Here is a 16,235-nt window from a genome sequence, read left to right as displayed (position 1 = left end):
CACGGCATACGCCACCCCCCCACCCCGACCCAGGAGGTCACCCATGTGCGGCATCGTCGGATACGTCGGGCGCCAGCCCGCTGCCCCGATCCTCATCGAGGGCCTCACGCGGCTCGAGTACCGCGGCTACGACTCCGCCGGCATCAGTGTCGCCGGGCCTCACGGACAGACCGTCGTGCGACGGGTCGGACGCGTGCGAGAGCTCGAGGCCGCACTGCCGAAGCGCCTCGCCGGGAGCGTCGGCATCGGCCACACCCGCTGGGCCACCCACGGGCCGGCGACCGAGGCCAACGCCCACCCGCACTCGAACGCGGACGGACGGGTGACGGTCGTGCACAACGGGATCATCGACAACGCCGCCGCACTGCGCGACCGGCTCTCACGTGACGGCGTGACCTTCACCTCCGACACCGACACCGAGGTGCTCGCGCACCTCGTCGGGCGCTCCACCGCCCCCGAGCTGGAGGACCGCGTTCTCGAGGCGCTCGACCAGGTCGTCGGCACGTACGCGGTCGCCGTCCTCGACGCGCAGTCCCCCGACCGCCTGGTGGTCGCCCGCAACGGCTCGCCGCTCATCATCGGGGTCGGCGAGCGAGAGATGTTCGTGGCTTCCGACGTCGCCGCGCTTGTGCGGCACACGTCGTCCGTCGTCCACCTCGATGACGGCGAGCTGGCGGTCGTCACGTCACGCGGCTACCGCACCTTCACCCGAGAGACGGCCGACACCGGACGCGAGCCGACGACGATCGAGGTCAGCGACGAGGACGTCGAGTTGGGCGGTCACGGCCACTACATGGCCAAGGAGATGGCCGAGCAGCCCGAGACGGTGGCCCGCATGCTGCGCGGGCGCCTCGACACGCGCTTCGGCACCGCCCGCCTCGACGGGCTCAACCTCACTCCTCGCGAGCTGCGGGCCTTCCGACGGGTCAAGATCCTCGGCTGCGGATCGGCGTACTACGTGGGCGAGCTCGGCGCCCTCATGATCGAAGAGCTGGCGCGCATGCCCGCGCACGCCGAGGCAGCCAGCGAGTTCCGCTACCGCAATCCGATCATCGAGCCCGACACGCTCTACGTGGCCGTCAGCCAGTCGGGCGAGACGGCCGACACGGCGTTCGCGGTGCGGGAGATCAAGCGCAAGGGCGGACAGGTCGTCGGCCTCGTCAACGTCGTGGGCTCGACGATCGCCCGAGAGTGCGACGGCGGCGTCTACCTGCACGCCGGGCCCGAGATCGCCGTCGCCTCGACCAAGGCACTGACCCAGATGGGCGTCGGCTTCGCCCTGCTCGCCCTGCTGCTCGGCCGGGTGCGTGACCTGTCGGTGGCCGACGGCCAGCGCATCATCGCCGGCCTCGAGCGGCTGCCCGCCGACATCGCGCAGGTGCTCGGCCAGGAGGAGGAGATCGCAGAGATCGCCCGCGAGCTCTCTGGCGCGGAGAGCCTCTTCTTCATCGGTCGGGTGCGCGGTTTTCCCGTGGCCCGCGAGGGTGCCCAGAAGTTCAAGGAGATCTCCTACCGGCACGCGGAGGCCTACCAGACGAGCGAGCTCAAGCACGGGCCCCTCGCCCTCATCGAGCCCTCGCGCCCGACCGTCGCGGTCATCCCGGAGGACGACCTGACCTCGCGCAACCTGGCTGCGGCCGAGCAGGTGATGGCCCGCGGTGGACGGGTCGTCGCGGTCACGCACGCCGGGCTGGACCTCGGCGAGGTGGGCGCGCGCCGCATCGACGTGCCGCGCAACGAGGTGGAGCTCGATCCGATCCTGCTCATGATCCCCATGCAGCTGTTGGCGTACCACGCAGCGGTCGCCCTGGGGCTCGACATCGACAAGCCCCGTAATCTGGCCAAGTCGGTCACTGTCGAGTGATGGCCCGAGTGACGGCCCGAGTGACGGCCCGAGTAAGTGGGCCGCGCAGGGCTTCAGTGAGGAGTGCATGGTGAAGCTGCACGAGCGCATCGACGGTCGGCTGCGGGAGTTCATCGAGGCCCAGCACGTCTTCTTCGTCGCGACGGCCCCGCTCGCGCCCGACGGGCACGTCAACGTCTCGCCGAAGGGCCTGGACGGCACCTTCGTGGTGCTCGACGAGCAGACCGTCGCCTACCTCGACCTCACGGGAAGCGGTGCCGAGACGATCGCCCACCTGCGCGACAACGGCCGCATCACGCTGATGTTCTGCGCTTTCGAGGGACCTCCCAACATCGTCCGTCTGCATGGGACGGGTCGTCATGTAGGACTCGATGACCCCGAGTTCGCCTCGTACCATGGTCTTTTCGCCCAACTACCGGGCACTCGGGGCGTCGTGGTCGTGGACGTCGAGCGCGTGTCGGACTCTTGCGGGTATGCCGTGCCGCTGATGAGCCACGAGGGTGACCGCGACCTCTTGACGAGGTGGGCCGACAACCGCGGCGAAGAGGGCCTGACGGCCTACCGGGCGACGAAGAACGCCACCTCGATCGACGGGCTGCCCGCCCTCGACCCGTCCTGACACGCGCACACACACATCGAGAAAGACGCGACACCCCGGGACCAGGTCCCGGGGTGTCGTGCGCTTCTCGGCGTCCGGCGGCGCCGGACTGTCGGTCAGGCGCTGACGCCGATCGTCGAGGTGTCGATGACGAAGCGGTAGCGCACGTCACCGGCCACCACGCGCTCGTAGGCCTCGTCGACCTGGTCGGCGGAGATCGTCTCGATCGTCGCGCCGATGCCGTGCTCGGCGCAGAAGTCGAGCATCTCCTGGGTGGCCGGGATGCCGCCGATGTTCGAGCCGGCCACGACGCGGCTGCCACCGACGACGGCACCGGGTGCGAACTCGTAGTTGCTCGTGGGCAGCCCGACGTTCGCGATGACGCCGAGCGGACGGAGCAGGCCGATGTACGTCTGCATCGGCAGGTCGGCGCTCACCGTGTTGATGATGAGGTCGAAGCTGCCCTTGAGCTCGCGCAGGACCCCGGGTTCCGAGGTCGCGTGGTAGGCCGACGCACCCAGGGCCGCACCGTCGTCCTTCTTGGCGTCGGTGCGAGACAGGACGCTCACCTCGGCGCCGAGGGCGGCGGCGAGCTTGACGGCCATGTGGCCGAGGCCGCCGAAGCCGATGACGGCGACCTTCTTGCCGGGGCCGGCACCCCAGCGCTTGAGCGGCGACCACACGGTGATGCCGGCGCAGAGCAGCGGGGCCGCGACGTCGAGGTCGATGCCGTCGGGGATCTTCACGGCGAACCGCTCGGAGACGACGACCTGCTGGGCATAGCCGCCCTTGGTCTCCTCGCCGTCGTAGCCACGGCCGTTGTAGGTCATGACGGCGCCCTTGGCGCAGAACTGCTCCTCGCCGTTCTTGCAGAACTCGCAGTCGCCGCACGAGTCGACCATGCAGCCGACGCCGACACGGTCGCCGACCTTGTGCCGCGTCACGCCGTCACCGACGGCCGAGACCACTCCGGCGATCTCGTGGCCGGGGACCATGGGGAAGATCGCGCTCCCCCACTCCTCGCGAACCTGGTGGATGTCGCTGTGGCAGATGCCGGCGAACTTGATGTCGATGAGCACGTCGTCGTCACGCAGGTCGCGGTGCTCGACGGTGCGCGCCTCGAAGGCGGCTCCGGCGCTCGGCGCGACCAGTGCAGGCGTGGAAGTCAAAAGAGGGTCTCCTTCGTGGTGGGTTGGCGACACTCTCTGGTCCAGCACCACCGGGCCACCGTTCATTCCCGCCGCTTCAGCGACTGGGGTCGAGCCGTCAGAGCCTCGCGAGCAGCGAGGCGGCCACGTCGCGGTAGGCCTGGGCACCCTTCGACGAGGCCGCGGTCGACAGGATCGAGCGGCCAACAGCGGGCGCCTCGGCGAACCGCACGGTCTTGGGGATGGGCGGGTCGAGCACGGGAAGGTCGTAGCGTTCGCCCACGTCGGCGAGCACCTCGCGGGCGTGGTTGCTGCGTCCGTCGAAGAGGGTCGGCAGGATGCCCCACACCTGGAGGTCGCGGTTGAGGATCTTCTGCACGTCGGCGACCGTGTCGAGCAGCTGCCCCACCCCGCGGTGGCTGAGCATCTCGCAGGGCATCGGGATGATGAGCGCGTCGGCGGCGGTGAGGGCGTTGAGCGTCAGCACCCCGAGGCTGGGTGAGCAGTCGAGGATGACGACGTCGTATGCCGTCTCGGCACCTTCGAGGGCCGAGCGCAGCACGTACTCGCGGCCGGGCCGCGGGAGGAGCATCGCCTCGGCCCCTGCAAGGTCGATGGTGGACGGGACGAGGTCGACGCCCTCGTCACACGCGACGACGACGTCGACCAGCTCCGCGGACCCGGTCAGCACGTCGTGCACCGAGAGCTCCACGGTGTCGGGGTCGACGCCGAGCGAGAAGGTGAGACATGCCTGCGGGTCCAGGTCGACGAGCAGCACCCGTTTGCCGTGCGCGGCGAGCGCGGCCCCGATGCTGGCGACGGACGTCGTCTTGGCGACGCCGCCCTTCTGGTTCGCGAGGGCGATGGTCGTGGCACCGGCGCCCCCCGAGCCCGGCGAGGCGTGGGGAGAGGAGCCGGCACCCCGTGTGCTTCCGCGGGCACCTCGCCTCGCGGCCGTGGTCGGGTCGCTCTTGCCGGTCGGGGGCGCCATGCGGCCCAGTGTGTCAGGACGTCGGGTCAGAACGCGGAGATCGTCCGCGGGGCGCGCTCGGCACGTGACAGAGCCGACACGACCGCACCCTGCCCGTGCCTGCGGACGGCCAGTCGGGTCAACAGGGCCAGGACGGGCGCCAGCACCTCGTCGGGCAGTCGCGGGTAGTCGATGCCCAGGCTCGCAGCGACGTCCTCGCCGTGCACGACGACCTCCATCATGCGACCGGTGAGGAAGTCGTCGCGCCGCAGCGCCCAGCCGGCCCACGGGATGAGGACCGCCCGCTCGGCCGGCTGCGCGGCAAGGAGCTCGGGCAGGGCGGACCGCGCCTCCGCCACCCTGGCCAGCACGGCGTCTCGGCCGGCGACCGCCTGCGCATCGCCGCCCGCGCGGATCGAGACGTTGACGTCGTCGTCGACAGCGGCCTGCACCCACGCGGACCGCTGGTAGTGCTCGTCGAGCGTGATCGCCTCGGGCCAGGGCTCGGCGCGGATCAGGTCGACGGCGATCACCGGCTGGCTCGCCAGGTGCGCGACGAGCCCGCCGACGCTCCACTCGGGGAGCGCGCTCGGCGCATCCCACGCGGCGGCGACGTCGTCGCGCGCCACGATGGCGGCGACGTGGTCGACCGCGGCGAGGAAGGCCACGCGCAGGTCGCGCCCTCCCGAGATGTCCGCGGTCCGGTCGGACTCAGGCATCGTCGCGCTCATCCGGTGCCGGTGCCGGTGCCGGTGCCGGTGCCGGTGCTGCGTCGTAGCCGGCCGGCTCGAGACCAGCCCAGTCGGACTTCTCGGGGCCGACCTGCTGGCCCTCGGGGCAGTGGGCCCGGAAGTCGCACCACGAGCAGATGGCCGAGGTGCGAGGGGCGAAGCGGGTCGACTCGACGCCGACCTCCCTGAACTCGGCATCGGCCCTGCGTAGGTCGGAGGCGATCGACTCGGCCTCGGCGACCTTGCGCGAGAGGGACTCGTCGGTGTGCTCGTGCACCGCGACCGTGCCGGACGGGACGTGGTGCAGCTCGACGCGACGGCAGGGCCGGCGGAACATGCGCGCCGAGGCGACGGCATACAGGGCGAGCGGCAGGGAGGTGCGTGCGTCGTCGTCGGTGGGCACCTGCCGGCCGGTCTTGTAGTCGACGACGACGAGCTCGCCGTCGCGGTCGTCGAGCCGGTCGATGCGGCCGGTGATAGCCACCTCGTCGGTCTTGAGCGACACGCTGCGCTCGATGCCGACCGGCTGATTGTCGCGGTCGCTGCGCCGCAGGTAGTCGGTGACGGCGTCACGCACGCGCAGGCGCCAGGCTGCCGACTGCTCGGGGTCTCGGAAGCCGACGTCGATCCACGAGGTGCGCACCAGCTCGGCGACCCCCGCCGGTGTGCGCTGGGAGACCGGGAGGTCCCAGAAGTCACGCAGCACGTTGTGGGTGGCGATGCCCACCGAGGTGTGCGCGCGCTGCGAGCGGGCCTGCGGCCGTGGTCGGTCGAGGTACTGCATGCGGTAGCGGCGCGGGCAGTCGAGATAGGCGAGAAGGCGGGACGGTGACCCGGAGTACAGCGGCGTGGGCATGCCGGCAAAGGTCGTCTGCTCAGCGGCTCCGGTCGTCACGCCGCCACCCTACGGCCAGGCGCCGACACGACGCGGGAGCCGTGCACACGCGCCCGGTCCGGGCCATCGGTCTGCGACAACGGCGCCGATCGGGTGCCGGTCAGCCCTCACCGTTGACGAAGGCGCGCACCGAGTCGGCCACCATCTGCACCGCGATGGCCGACAGCAACAGTCCTGCGATGCGGGTCAGCAGCATCGTGCCGCTCTCGCGGAGCAGGCCGCGCACCTGGCCGGCGAAGCGGAGCACGAGGTAGACGACCAGCATGGCTGCCACGAGCGCCGCACCGACGGCGACGTACTCCCCCGCCGTGTCGGAGCGCTGGACGGCGAGCATCGTCGCAACGATCGCGCCCGGCCCTGCGAGCAGCGGCGTGCCGAGTGGCACGAGTGCGACGTTCACCCCGGCGTCGGCCAGTGAGTCGGACTCCTTGCCGGTGAGCAGCTCGAGGGCGACGAGCAGGAGCAGGAGCCCGCCGGCACCCTGGAGCGCGGCGATCGAGATGTGGAGGTAGCCGAGGATGCCGCGACCGAACAGTGCGAACATGCCGATGACGAAAACGGCCACGAGTGAGGCGCGTCGGGCAGCGACATTGCGCTGGACCTTGGTGAGCGACCCGGTCAGTGCCAGGAAGATCGGCACGGCCCCGGGTGGGTCGAGGATCACGACGAGCGTGATGAAGGTGCTGGTGAAGATGGTCAGGTCGAACAGGTTCACGGCCGCACCACCTCGGTGACCCCGCTCGACGCGGCCTCGATCGCGTCGAGCACCTCAGGGGCCGTGGTGTTCTCGGCGAGGCGGTTGCGCTTGCCCTCTCCGTGGTAGTCGCTCGACCCCGTCAGCACGAGCCCCAGCCGATCGGCGAGCGCCGTGGCCCGCTCGACCTCCGCAGGCCCGTGGTCGCGGTGGTAGGCCTCGAGCCCGACGAGACCGGCGGCACACATCCTCTCGACGAGGGCCTCGTCGAGGCCACCGGAGCGCGTGCGCGTGAACGGGTGGGCGACGACGGGCACACCGCCCGCCGCGCGGACGAGCTCGACCGCGCGCACGGGGTCGGGAGCGTAGTGGCCGACGTAGTAGGGAGAGTCGTCGCCGAGCCACTCGCGAAACGCGTCGTCGCGGTGGCGGATCGTGCCATTCGCGATGAGGGCGTCGGCGATGTGCGGCCGACCCGCCGTGGCGCCGGGTGCGACCTGGGCCTCCACCTCGGCGTACGTCAGGGGTATGCCGTCGGCGGCCATCAGCTCGACCATGCGCTGCAGGCGGGTGGACCGTGAGTCACGGGCTCGGGCGAGCTCGTGCGCGAGTGGCTGGTCGTCTGGGTCGGTGAGGTAGCCGAGCAGGTGGATCGAGGAGTAGCGCCAGGCACAGGAGATCTCGATCCCCCGCACGAGCGCGACGCCGTGGCGCCGGGCGGCAGCCGCCGCGTCGTCCCAGCCGGCGACGGTGTCGTGGTCGGTGATCGCGAGGACGTCGACGCCGGCCGCTGCAGCAGCCGCCACGAGCTCGTCCGGCGTCTCCGTCCCGTCGCTGACGGAGGAGTGCGCATGTAGGTCGATGACCGGCCCCGCTCCTGCCCCTGTCGACGTCACGCCCCAAGACTATTGCCGCGTGCCACCCACCTCCGCCGCCGCCGCTCCGCGCGATCTGCCGCATGACCAGAGGTAGCCAGACCGTCCGGGGAGGGACGGGCCGGGGTCAGGCCTGCGAGGCCGGGTCGGGCCCGGGCCAGTTGCGGTCTGGGACGGGCGTCGGTCGGCCGGGCTGCTCCCCACCGCGGGCCTCGAGGTAGCTCTCCTTGGGCACCATCACCTTGCGCCGGAAGATGCAGACCACGGTGCCGTCCTGCTTGTAGCCGATCGTCTCGACGTGCACGACGCCGCGGTCGTCCTTCGAGGTCGACTCCCACTTGTCGAGCACGCGCGTCTCGCCGTAGAGGGTGTCGCCGTGGAACGTCGGCGCGACGTGGCGCAGCGACTCGATCTCGAGGTTGGCGATGGCCTTGCCGCTGACGTCGGGCACCGACATGCCGAGCAGGATCGAGTAGACGTAGTTGCCGACGACGACGTTCTGGCCGAACTGCGTCGTCTCCGCCGCGAAATGCGTGTCGAGGTGCAGCGGGTGGTGGTTCATCGTCAGCAGGCAGAAGAGGTGGTCGTCGTACTCCGTGACGGTCTTGCCGGGCCAGTGCTTGTAGACCGCCCCGACCTCGAACTCCTCGTAGCTGCGTCCGAACTGCATCCCAACTCCTCCGACCGACGACACGCGAAAGGCCAACGGCTCCCAGCCTGCCGGAGCACACGGCATACGACCACGGGCGTATGCCGTGTGCTTGCTCACGGTCGCTGCGTGGCCTCCGCGTCCGGTTCGACGGACGTCGGTGAGTCGGGGGAATCGGTGGACCCGGTGGGCTCGGCCGGCTCGTCTCGCTCGACAGCGGACACGACGCCGAGCTCGCCCGTGTCGGACAGGACGGGCGCCGAGGAGAGGCTCCCGTCGGGCACGGGGTCGGCGGTCAGGGTCGCGCCGGCGGCGGGACGGGGCCGCACGCCCTGGGAGCGCGCCACGAGCAGGCCGGCGAAGTAGGTGCCGAGCGACACCCCTGCCGCGAGCCCGAGTCCGAGCCCGAACGCCTGCACGAGAGTGGGGACGCCGACGGCGAACCCGTTGCCGTCGGGGTTGGTGACCAGCTGCGAGATGCCTTCGTAGGCCATGCGACCCGGGAGCAGCGGCACGATCGCCGCTGTGGTGACGGCGAGCGCCGAGATGGTCAGCCGCTTGGCGACCAGCCGTGACGCGAAACCCACCACGAGGGCTGCCATCGCCGACCCGGTGACGGCGCCGAGCTGGAGCGCCCGCTCACCGACCGCAAGGATCGCCCACCCGAGCCCACCCGCGACGCCGGCGACCGCGACGGCGCGGCCGCTCGCGTACGACATGACGGCGAAGGCGACGGAGATGACGACGGCGCACACGACCTGCACCGCCACGTTGTCGGTGAGCAGGGTCTGCGAGCTGATCGCGATGGGGTAGTCGAGGCGCTTGCCCAGCGAGAGCACGATCGAGATGCCGACGGCGATGCCGAGCGAGAGCACGACGACCTCGAAAGCGCGCGCACCGGCCGTGACGTAGTAGCCCTCGAGGGCGTCCTCGGCCGCGCCCACGACCGAGAGCCCCGACAGCAGGAGCACGATGCCGGACGCCACGACGAGCGACGGGGAGACGTCGCCGAAGAACGTGACGCCGTTCGACTGCGCGACGACGACGAGGGTGGCGACGGCCGTCGGGATGGCGGCCGCGACGATCTGGGCGAAGAACGCGGCGACGCCGGCACCCGTGAGCCAGTTCAGCACCCGCCCCACGATCGTGGCGGTGATGAAGCTGAGCGCCACGATGAAGACGCCGGCGCCGACGAGCGCGGCCGCACCGGCCGCCAGCGCACCGCCGGCGACGGCCACGAGCCAGCGACGGTAGGGGTGCGGGGCCGTGATCACCCCGTCGAACCGCACGCGAGCCTCCTCGACGGGCACGGGATCCTGAGACAGGTCGACGATGAGCCCACGCAGCCGCTCGAGCCGGGTGTAGTCCTGGACGCGGAACCGCACGATGCGCAGCACCGTGATCGGGTCGGCGTTCGGGCCACGGTGGTAGGAGACCGACACGGACGTGTAGGTGACGTCGACGTGCACCGAGGAGAGGCCGTACGCCCTGGTCAGCGTGAGCACGGTCGCCGTGACGTCGGCCGCGGCAGCGCCCGTCGCGACCATGGCGACGCCGGCCCGCATCGCGAGGTCGATGACGGCGAGAGCCGTGTGCGAGTCGACGCCGTCGGGAGTGGTCCAGATCGGGATCTCGTCGGTCGGTGGCCCGCTCGGTCTCATCGCCCGCCGCGTGCTCGCGCGCAGCGAGGGAAGCGGGCGGTGCGAGGTGGTCGGCCGGGACGTTCGCTCGGTGGGGGCCACCCCCAGACTGTATGCCGCGGGCCCTCGGGCCCAGGTACCCCGCAGGGGTGTCCCGGAGCCTCCCGAGAGCCTCCCAAGAGCCTCGTAGAAGCCCCGCAGGAGCCCCGTCCGGAGCCTGACGCGGGACGACGCACCCCCGGGAAACCCGGTTCGGCGAGCACACCGCTTCGTGACACCATGGCCCGGTGATGAGTGAAGAGCAGAAGACCTCTCCGAGCCGCAAGCGCCCGACGACCGACGAGTTCCGGGCGTTCGTCGCCACCAGCTGGGCACCCCGCAGCACCGGGGTGACCCCTCGGGCCGAGGTCGCCGACCACGCAGCCCGACGCCGCGAGGCCGTCAGCGCGGCCTTCCCCGGTGAGCGCGTCGTCGTGCCGGCCGGCGGGCTCAAGGTCCGCAGCAACGACACCGACTACGTCTTCCGCCCGCACAGCGCCTTCGCGCACCTCACCGGCCTCGGCAGCGACCGCGAGCCCGACGCCGTGCTGGTGCTCGAGCCGCGCCACGGTGAGGGAGACGACACCGGAGCCCTCGGCCACGAGGCCGTGCTCTACTTCCGTCCCCTCGCCGACCGCGACACCGAGGAGTTCTTCGGCGACTCCCGCTACGGCGAGTTCTGGGTCGGCGCCCGCCCGACCCTCGCAGACATCGAGGCGGAGCTCGGCGTGACCGCGCGTCACATCGACGAGTTCTCCGACGCGGTCGGCAAGGACGCCGGCGAGGTCACCGTCCGCGTCGTGCGTGACGCCGATGCCGAGGTCGCCGCCCGCGTCGACCGGGCCCGAGCCGCCGTCGCCGAGACGCAGGACGCCACCGAGGCAGAGACCCGGGCCGACCGCCAGCGCGAGGCCGACGAGCAGCTCGCCCACTTCCTCTCGACGCTGCGCCTCGTCAAGGACGAGTGGGAGGTCGAGCAGATGCGCGACGCCGTCGACGGCACCCACAAGGGCTTCGACGCCGTCATCGCCGACCTGCCCGAGGCCGTGCGTCGCGGGCGCGGTGAGCGCTGGGTCGAGGGCGTCTTCGGCCTTCACGCCCGCCACCACGGCAACGGCGTCGGCTACGACTCGATCTGCGCGAGCGGTGACCACGCCAACACGCTGCACTGGATCAAGAACACCGGCGACGTCAAGGACGGCGACCTGCTGCTCCTCGACGCCGGCGTCGAGGTCGACTCGCTCTTCACCGCCGACATCACCCGCACCCTGCCCGTGAGCGGCACGTTCACCGACGCGCAGCGCCGCATCTACGACGCCGTGTACGCCGCCCAGGAGGCGGGCATCGCCGCCTGCAAGCCGGGCAACAAGTTCAGCGACGTCCATGCCGCCGCGATCCGCGTCATCGCGGAGCACCTGCACGAGTGGGGGCTGCTGCCCGAGGGCGTCGACGTCGAAGGCACCCTTGACGCTGACCACGGCCAGTACCACCGCCGCTGGATGGTGCACGGCACGAGCCACCACCTCGGCCTCGACGTGCACGACTGTGCGCTCGCCACCCGCGAGGAGTACTCCGACGCCGAGCTGAAGCCCGGCATGGTCCTCACCGTCGAGCCGGGGCTCTACTTCAAGGCCGACGACGAACTGGTGCCCGACGAGTTCCGCGGCAACGGCGTGCGCATCGAGGACGACATCCTCATCACCGACGACGGCTGCGAGAACCTCTCTGCCGCGATGCCGCGCACCAGCGCCGACGTCGAGGCCTGGATCGCCGGCATCTGGGCCGCGCGGGCCTGATCTCCCCGATTCCCCTCACCGAACGCGGCGTTCGGTCTCGAACTCAGCGGTAGAACACCGCTTTCGAGACCGAACGCCGCGTTCGGTCTGTCTCTAGCGGGGCATCGGGGTCGGCGGGGTGGGCTGGACGCCGCCGCCGGGTGAGCCCGGGACCTCGGTCGCCACTCCCGGTGCCGGCACGGGAAGTGGCGGCACCGGAGCGACGGAGCCGACCGAGCCGTCCGACGACCCCGAGCCGTCCGACGACACCGAGCCGTCCGACGACACCGAGCCGTCCGACGACACCGAGCCGTCCGACGACACCGAGCCGTCCGACGACACCGAGCCGTTCGGGTCCGGCCCGGGGATCGGTGGACTCCACTGCGCGATGAGCGCGACCAGCCCACCGGCGTCCTGGCTCTCGAGGTTCGAGCCCAGCACCGCAGGGTCGCAGTCGGGGTCGACGTTGACCTGGACGCTCGGCCCGACGGCATACCGGAGCACGAGGCTGAACCGGTGGTCGGACGCCTTGCCCGAGCCCTGGCACGTCTGGCCCGTCGGCCCGGTGGGGAGCGCCCGCAGGGCTGCCACCACCTCGGCCGAGCGGCCGGCATCGAGGGCGGTGGCGTGCGTCGTGCCGTCGACGCCCTGGCGGCAGACGAGCACGGTCGGACCACCGTCGGGCGCGAGCAGCCGGTCGTCGCCGAGCCGCCCCCATGACCGCACGTGGCACGACTCGTCGGCCACCGTCGGGCGGCGGGTGGTGCCGAAGGTCTGGTCGAGGGCGATGCCGAGGGGCGCCCCCGAGACGAAGTCGCCGTTCGTCGTGGCCGAGCAGGCGTTGGCGTCGGCCTTGGCAGCAACCCATACGATCGCGTCGCCGTAGGCGGCACCGACCAGGTATGCCGTCTCGTTGCCGGCCATGGCCGTGCACGCCCGGGGCCGCAGGTCGGACCGGGGCGCCCAGGTCATCGTCTCGACGACAGTGGAGCGCTGCCGCTCGGTCGCGACCGTGCGCTTCTTCAGCGGGAACGGGGCCGTGAGCGGCGTGGTCGACATGATGTCCATGACGGGGTAGGCGCAGACGACCAGCGACACCGGGGGCCGTTGCGGCAGCAGGCGCGCCGCACCGTCGACGCCCTGCGGCTTCTCGGGCACGGTCATGCCCTCCGGCTGTTTCAGGGATGCCGGGCACTGGAGCGCTCCGTCGGGCGCGACCGGCTGCGTCGTCACCGGGCGCACGTCCGCTTTCGGCTGGGCGCCGGGGTCCTCGTAGGTGGTGCTGCCGCAGGCCGCGAGCGCGAGCGCGACGACCGGAGCGAGCGCCACGGCCGCGAGAGTCGGGCGCCCGGCATACGGGAGGGGTCTGCGAGCCGACATCGCGTGCTCCTTCGTCGGGATCCGTCACCCGGTAGGACACACGAGCGCGCCGGTTCGTTGCAAAGGCGAGCCGTGCGGCCGCTCGGTGTGTCAGCCGGCAGGCGGCGGGGCCGCGTCGTCCGAACGGGTCGGTGCGCTGGGCGCCACGCTGGGGTCACCCGTCGTGCCCGGCTGCGGCGCCACGGGTGCGATGCCGATGCTCGACTGCCCGCCGACGTCGATGCCGGCCTTGGCGAGGATCTCGCGCCCCTGTTGCGCCACCTTGTGCTCGGCGAAGACCTCGTAGCGGGTAGCCACGACCTGGCTCACCGACGAGAAGTCCCGCGCGCCACGCGTGAAGGCGTAGCCGACGAGCGACCAGATGAGGCCGAACACCGCGCCGTAGAGGGCGGTCGAGAGCAGCAGGGTGAGGGCACTGGTGGGCCTCGAGAAGAGCGAGAGGATGAGCCCGACGAAGAGGCCCAGCCAGACGCCCGAGAGCAGTCCTCCGAGCGCGACACGACCCCACGTCAGCCGGGCGGTCACCCGCTCCAGCTGCTTGAGGTCGGTGCCGACGATGAGGCAGTTCTGGACGGGGAACTGGTTGTCGGACAACGTGTCGACGGCCTTCTGGGCGTCTTCGTACTTCTCGAAGACGCCCAGCGACATGGGGTACTCCAAGGACAGCGTCGCGAATCCCTGGCGTCCCCCCGGACCCTTCGGTTGCAGGCTCATGTCCCCATCCTCGCACCCGGTGAGCCGGGTATCGGGTTCGTCAGACCTTGAGCTTGTAGTCCTCGACGAGCCGACGGCCGATGATCATCCGCTGGATGTCGGCAGTGCCCTCACCGATGAGCAGCATCGGGGCCTCGCGGTAGAGGCGCTCGATCTCGTACTCCTTGGAGTAGCCGTAGCCACCGTGGATGCGGAAGCTGTCCTCGACGACCTGCGAGCAGTACTCGGACGCAAGGTACTTCGCCATGCCGGCCTCGAGGTCGTTGCGTTGGCCCGAGTCCTTCTTGCGCGCGGCCTTGACCATCATCTCGTGCGCGGCCTCGACCTTGACGGCCATGTCGGCGAGGCGGAAGAGCACGGCCTGGTGGTCGACGATCTTCTTGCCGAACGTCTCACGCTGCTGCGCGTAGGACACCCCGAGCTCGAAAGCCCTTCTCGCGACGCCGCATCCGCGGGCGGCGACGTTGACGCGGCCCACCTCGACGCCGTCCATCATCTGGTAGAAGCCCTTGCCCGGCTCGCCGCCGAGGATCTGCGCGTCGGTGGTGCGGTGCCCCTCGAAGACGAGCTCGGTCGTGTCGACGCCCTTGTAGCCCATCTTGTCGATCTTGCCGGGCACCGTGACGCCCTGGGCGGTCTCGCCGAAGCCCGACTCCTTCTCGATGAGGAAGGTCGTCATGTTCTTGTAGACCGAGTCGGCGCCGGTGTCGGTCTTGACGAGCACCGCCACGAGGTTGGCCGAGCCACCGTTGGTGAGCCACATCTTCTGGCCGTTGATGGTCCAGTCGCCGTCGTCGCCCTTGACGGCCTTCGTCTTGATGGCAGACACGTCCGAGCCGCAGCCGGGCTCGCTCATCGAGAAGGCGCCGCGGATCTCGCCGGTCGCCATCTTCGGCAGGTAACGCTGCTTCTGCTCCTCGGTGCCGTGCTGGAGCACCATGTAGGCGACGATGAAGTGCGTGTTGATGATGCCGCTGACGCTCATCCAGCCACGCGCGATCTCCTCGACGCAGAGGGCGTACGTCAGCAGCGACTCGCCGAGACCGCCGTACTCCTCGGGGATCATCAGGCCGAAGATCCCCATCTCCTTCATGCCGTCCACGATGGCCTGGGGGTACTCGTCCTTGTGCTCGAGCTCCGTGGCCACGGGGATGATCTGCTCCTCGACGAACTCACGCACGAGCTTGACGAGCTCGTGCTGCTCCTCGGTGAGGCCTTCGGTCTGCTGGAGTCGGGACATGCGGGGATCGCCACCTTGCGAGTGCGTCGGGCTGGGACAACTGCGACCGAGTATGCCGCCGCGCCGCGTGCCCGGTCAGCGCGCTCGCGTGTGAGTACCGACACCTGTGTCGTGGGTCACCGGCAGTCCCTCCTACCAGAGCTGGCCGAAGCCGACCTTCTTCGACTTGACCGGGCCCTCGAGGGTCGAGCGCTGGCTGAAGTCGCCGGCCTTGAGCCCCGCGGTGACCGTCCGCAGGAGCTCGGTGCGCGTCGCCCCGGGCACGTCCCTCATGGCTTTGAGGAAGAGGTACGTGAAAGCACCGTTGGAGCGACCGTCGAACGTCGCGTCGGATGCCGTCTGGTCGGGTTTGCAGGCGGCGAACAGCACGGGCTTGCTGGCTGTGCCGCGACTTCTCGTCAGCTCGACGAGGGCCTTGCGGTCGACGGTGCGCACCGGGACGACGGCCCGCAGCGCGCGGGTCTGCTCGAGGCCCCGCCGGGTCGGCGCGGGGAGGAACCGCGGCTTGCGGCCGAGGAGCTGGGCCTGCATGACCTCGTCGAGGTCCTTGAGCCCCGTGCCGCTGTGGCACGTGTCGAGGAGCACCTCGAGCAGCACCCCGGACGGCACCCGCGCGAAGAGGTCGCGCAGCTCGTCGTCGACGATGACCGTGTCGCGGTCCCACTGGTCGCCCTTCTGGCGGATGTCGTAGCAGGCAAAGGCCTCGTCGAGGCCGTCGGGCTCGTCGTCGCCGCCCGGCTCGTTCGGCACCTGGGTGCCGTGGCTGGAGATGGTGAAGACGAGGTGGTCGCCTGCCTTGGCCGTCGTCACGAGCTGAGTCAGGTTCGCCATCACGGCCTTCTTCGTCGCAGCCGCGTCGGTGAGCACGGTGGTCGACCTGGCGGTGAAGCCCAGTGGCCGCAACGCCTTCGCGATGTCGTTGGCGTCGTTGGCGCAGCCGGCGAGCCAGCTCGTCTGCGGCAGCGACGCGAACTCGTTGATCCCCACGCACAGAGCCCTGCGTGCCATGGTCGTTCCTTCCTT

Annotated in this window: 15 protein-coding genes; 3 read left to right on the top strand and 12 right to left on the bottom strand. The window is 70.9% G+C overall.

Going from position 1 to position 16,235, the window contains the following annotated elements; translation table 11 throughout:
• The first annotated feature begins 43 nt into the window (after nucleotides 1–43).
• Together glmS and AC1DE0_RS02500 are read left to right on the top strand one after the other, a co-directional pair.
• Nucleotides 44–1,864 (top strand): glutamine--fructose-6-phosphate transaminase (isomerizing), encoded by a 1,821-nt coding sequence (gene glmS / locus AC1DE0_RS02505; RefSeq protein ID WP_478096774.1) that lies wholly within the window; start codon nucleotides 44–46, stop codon nucleotides 1,862–1,864.
• Between the two features lie 67 nt (nucleotides 1,865–1,931).
• Nucleotides 1,932–2,483, top strand: a complete 552-nt coding sequence (locus AC1DE0_RS02500) for a pyridoxamine 5'-phosphate oxidase family protein (RefSeq protein WP_478096771.1) — start codon at nucleotides 1,932–1,934, stop codon at nucleotides 2,481–2,483.
• A 95-nt stretch (nucleotides 2,484–2,578) separates the two neighbouring features.
• On the opposite strand, the gene AC1DE0_RS02495 is transcribed toward AC1DE0_RS02500, so the two are convergent.
• From AC1DE0_RS02495 to AC1DE0_RS02460, 8 genes are all read right to left on the bottom strand, one after another.
• Nucleotides 2,579–3,631, bottom strand: a complete 1,053-nt coding sequence (locus tag AC1DE0_RS02495) for an NAD(P)-dependent alcohol dehydrogenase (protein WP_478096769.1) — start codon at nucleotides 3,629–3,631, stop codon at nucleotides 2,579–2,581.
• A 97-nt stretch (nucleotides 3,632–3,728) separates the two neighbouring features.
• Entirely contained in the window at nucleotides 3,729–4,601 is an 873-nt protein-coding gene (locus AC1DE0_RS02490; RefSeq protein ID WP_478096767.1) for a ParA family protein, read from the bottom strand.
• 26 nt (nucleotides 4,602–4,627) lie between these two features.
• On the bottom strand, nucleotides 4,628–5,299 hold the full coding sequence (locus AC1DE0_RS02485) for a maleylpyruvate isomerase N-terminal domain-containing protein (protein WP_478096765.1): 672 nt from the start codon (nucleotides 5,297–5,299) through the stop codon (nucleotides 4,628–4,630).
• Nucleotides 5,292–6,206 carry a RecB family exonuclease gene (locus tag AC1DE0_RS02480; protein WP_478096763.1) on the bottom strand — a complete coding sequence of 305 codons (915 nt, stop codon included), beginning with the start codon at nucleotides 6,204–6,206 and terminating at the stop codon, nucleotides 5,292–5,294. Before AC1DE0_RS02480 ends, AC1DE0_RS02485 begins: the two co-directional genes overlap by 8 nt.
• Before the next feature lie 100 nt (nucleotides 6,207–6,306).
• Nucleotides 6,307–6,921, bottom strand: coding sequence for a MarC family protein (locus AC1DE0_RS02475; protein ID WP_478096761.1), 615 nt, complete (start codon nucleotides 6,919–6,921; stop codon nucleotides 6,307–6,309).
• On the bottom strand, nucleotides 6,918–7,796 hold the full coding sequence (locus AC1DE0_RS02470; RefSeq protein WP_478096759.1) for a PHP domain-containing protein: 879 nt from the start codon (nucleotides 7,794–7,796) through the stop codon (nucleotides 6,918–6,920). Before AC1DE0_RS02470 ends, AC1DE0_RS02475 begins: the two co-directional genes overlap by 4 nt.
• Nucleotides 7,797–7,902: 106 nt before the next feature.
• The gene (locus AC1DE0_RS02465; protein ID WP_478096757.1) at nucleotides 7,903–8,445 is read right to left on the bottom strand and encodes a MaoC family dehydratase; all 543 of its coding nucleotides are present in this window, start codon (nucleotides 8,443–8,445) and stop codon (nucleotides 7,903–7,905) included.
• Nucleotides 8,446–8,540: 95 nt separating this feature from the next.
• The gene (locus AC1DE0_RS02460) at nucleotides 8,541–10,166 is read right to left on the bottom strand and encodes a threonine/serine exporter family protein (RefSeq protein ID WP_478096755.1); all 1,626 of its coding nucleotides are present in this window, start codon (nucleotides 10,164–10,166) and stop codon (nucleotides 8,541–8,543) included.
• Between the two features lie 188 nt (nucleotides 10,167–10,354).
• On the opposite strand from AC1DE0_RS02460, the gene AC1DE0_RS02455 reads away from it, so the two are divergent.
• A complete protein-coding gene (locus AC1DE0_RS02455) occupies nucleotides 10,355–11,899 on the top strand; it encodes an aminopeptidase P family protein (protein ID WP_478096753.1) in 1,545 nt (514 codons plus the stop codon).
• A gap of 93 nt (nucleotides 11,900–11,992) precedes the next feature.
• Here the strand turns inward: AC1DE0_RS02455 and AC1DE0_RS02450 are convergent, their stop codons facing one another.
• From AC1DE0_RS02450 to AC1DE0_RS02435, 4 genes are all read right to left on the bottom strand, one after another.
• Nucleotides 11,993–13,258 carry a hypothetical protein gene (locus AC1DE0_RS02450; RefSeq protein WP_478096751.1) on the bottom strand — a complete coding sequence of 422 codons (1,266 nt, stop codon included), beginning with the start codon at nucleotides 13,256–13,258 and terminating at the stop codon, nucleotides 11,993–11,995.
• A gap of 90 nt (nucleotides 13,259–13,348) precedes the next feature.
• The gene (locus AC1DE0_RS02445; RefSeq protein ID WP_478096749.1) at nucleotides 13,349–13,972 is read right to left on the bottom strand and encodes a YflT domain-containing protein; all 624 of its coding nucleotides are present in this window, start codon (nucleotides 13,970–13,972) and stop codon (nucleotides 13,349–13,351) included.
• A 40-nt stretch (nucleotides 13,973–14,012) separates the two neighbouring features.
• Nucleotides 14,013–15,212, bottom strand: coding sequence for an acyl-CoA dehydrogenase family protein (locus tag AC1DE0_RS02440; protein WP_478096747.1), 1,200 nt, complete (start codon nucleotides 15,210–15,212; stop codon nucleotides 14,013–14,015).
• Nucleotides 15,213–15,344: 132 nt separating this feature from the next.
• A complete protein-coding gene (locus AC1DE0_RS02435; RefSeq protein ID WP_478096745.1) occupies nucleotides 15,345–16,220 on the bottom strand; it encodes a caspase family protein in 876 nt (291 codons plus the stop codon).
• Nucleotides 16,221–16,235: the final 15 nt, after the last annotated feature.

Source organism: Terrabacter sp. 05T424, assembly GCF_056396225.1.
The sequence above is the reverse complement of the archived record's forward strand: the minus strand, read 5'-3'. Positions and strand labels throughout refer to the sequence as shown.

What these genes read in the sequence shown, in the direction of transcription:
- glmS (WP_478096774.1), top strand. Translation starts at nt 44, where the DNA reads ATGTGCGGCATCGTCGGATACGTCGGGCGCCAGCCCGCTGCCCCGATC.
- AC1DE0_RS02500 (WP_478096771.1), top strand. Translation starts at nt 1,932, where the DNA reads ATGGTGAAGCTGCACGAGCGCATCGACGGTCGGCTGCGGGAGTTCATC.
- AC1DE0_RS02490 (WP_478096767.1), bottom strand. Translation starts at nt 4,601, where the DNA reads ATGGCGCCCCCGACCGGCAAGAGCGACCCGACCACGGCCGCGAGGCGA.
- AC1DE0_RS02485 (WP_478096765.1), bottom strand. Translation starts at nt 5,299, where the DNA reads ATGCCTGAGTCCGACCGGACCGCGGACATCTCGGGAGGGCGCGACCTG.
- AC1DE0_RS02465 (WP_478096757.1), bottom strand. Translation starts at nt 8,445, where the DNA reads ATGCAGTTCGGACGCAGCTACGAGGAGTTCGAGGTCGGGGCGGTCTAC.
- AC1DE0_RS02455 (WP_478096753.1), top strand. Translation starts at nt 10,355, where the DNA reads ATGAGTGAAGAGCAGAAGACCTCTCCGAGCCGCAAGCGCCCGACGACC.
- AC1DE0_RS02450 (WP_478096751.1), bottom strand. Translation starts at nt 13,258, where the DNA reads ATGTCGGCTCGCAGACCCCTCCCGTATGCCGGGCGCCCGACTCTCGCG.
- AC1DE0_RS02445 (WP_478096749.1), bottom strand. Translation starts at nt 13,972, where the DNA reads ATGAGCCTGCAACCGAAGGGTCCGGGGGGACGCCAGGGATTCGCGACG.
- AC1DE0_RS02440 (WP_478096747.1), bottom strand. Translation starts at nt 15,212, where the DNA reads ATGTCCCGACTCCAGCAGACCGAAGGCCTCACCGAGGAGCAGCACGAG.
- AC1DE0_RS02435 (WP_478096745.1), bottom strand. Translation starts at nt 16,220, where the DNA reads ATGGCACGCAGGGCTCTGTGCGTGGGGATCAACGAGTTCGCGTCGCTG.